Here is a 1,479-nt window from a genome sequence, read left to right on the forward strand (position 1 = left end):
CCGCTCTCGGGTCTGCGGGCCTGTGACGTGGTGACGCAGTTGCGACGGGCCTGCGGGCCTGTGACGTGGTGACGCAGTTGCGACGGGCCTGCGGGCCTGTGACGTGGTGACGCAGTTGCGACGGGTCTGCGGAGCTGCGACGGATCGACAGTTCTGTGACAGGTCATCACTGTTATGACCGGCCATCACTCGCCAACCGTGAGTCGTCGGCTCGGTGACAGGCCATCGCAGATGTGAAAGGCTGGCATGGCTGCGGCACCACAGCCATGTTGCGACAGGCCGTCGCAGGTGTGACGGAACGCAGTCCCGGCCGCTACTGCGGGGCGCGCTTGCCGGTGAGCACCCAGCGGACGTCCACGAACCCGCTCTGCTGCTGGGCCAGCCGGCCGTTCTCCACCTGCTGGAACGTCACCCAGGTGTTCGTCAGCCGCGGCGACTCGGCGCTCGGCAGCATGCTCGCCATGCCCCAGTCCAGCGGCGGGGTGACGCCGCCGGTGTCCAGCGAGTCCCCGCTGTCCAGCTGGTTGCGCAGCGTCTTCGCGGTCAGCGGCAGGCCGGCCGAGGCCAGCCGGTCGGCTGCCTGGAAGAAGACCTGGTAGGCGACCCAGGTGGTCTGCACGCCCAGGTCGGAGGCGTCCACCGGCGAGCCCGCCGGCGTGCCCTGCAGGGTGTGGCGCAGCTCGTCCCAGACCGCGGAGGACTCGGGCGGGTACCAGCCGGTCACCAGGGCGCCCTCCAGCGGACCCCCCTTGCCGCCGGTGGCGTCCACCACCGACTGCTGGACGCCGCCGAGGACGGCCCCGAGCCGGGTCCGGGCCGGGGCGAGCTTCCGGTAGGCGTCCAGCAGGGCCCGGGTCTGCTCGACGCCGAGTGCGGTCGTCACGCAGCCGTCCTTGCGGTCCCCGGCGACCGCCGCCCGGGCGAGCGCGGCGAAGTCCGGGCCCTTCTCCGCGGCCTTCACGTCGGTGAGCGGCACCCCGGCCGGCCGCAGCGCGCCGGACAGGTAGCGGGTGAGGGTGTCGCCGGTGCGGTTGTCGGGCCGCACCAGTGCGATCGACTTGCAGCCCGCCGCGACCAGTTGGCGCCCGCTGCCGGCGATCAGCGCCGGTGTGCCGCCCGCCACCGGGTAGGACAGCGGACTGGAGAACTCCGGCCCGGACAGTCCGTAACCGCCCAGGTAGGGGATGCCCGCCGCCTCCAGGGTCGGCATGAAGTCCTCGGCGTGCCGGCTGTACGAGCCGATCACCGCCACCGCGTGGGCGTCCACCGCCTGCCGGGCGCAGGCCGCCGCCCCCTCCGCGGTGTCCTGCTCGTTGCAGGTCAGCACGTGCAGCCGGTGCCCGCCGAAGCCGCCCGAGGCGCTGACGGACCGTCCGATCGCCTCGGCCAGCGCGGTGCTCCCCGACCGGTCCGCGGAGCCGGAGCCGGACGGGGCCATGGTCAGCACGGTCACCGCGGCGTTCTCGGCGGCACCCGCGC

General features: G+C 73.6%; 1 protein-coding gene. It reads right to left on the minus strand.

From position 1 onward, the window contains the following. Positions 1 to 313 precede the first annotated feature (313 nt). On the minus strand, positions 314 to 1,479 hold a 1,166-nt coding region (locus ABZ641_RS37025; RefSeq protein ID WP_359988960.1), incomplete at its 5' end, for an ABC transporter substrate-binding protein.

It is taken from the genome of Kitasatospora sp. NPDC007106 (assembly GCF_040634455.1).
GTDB lineage: Bacteria > Actinomycetota > Actinomycetes > Streptomycetales > Streptomycetaceae > Kitasatospora > Kitasatospora arboriphila.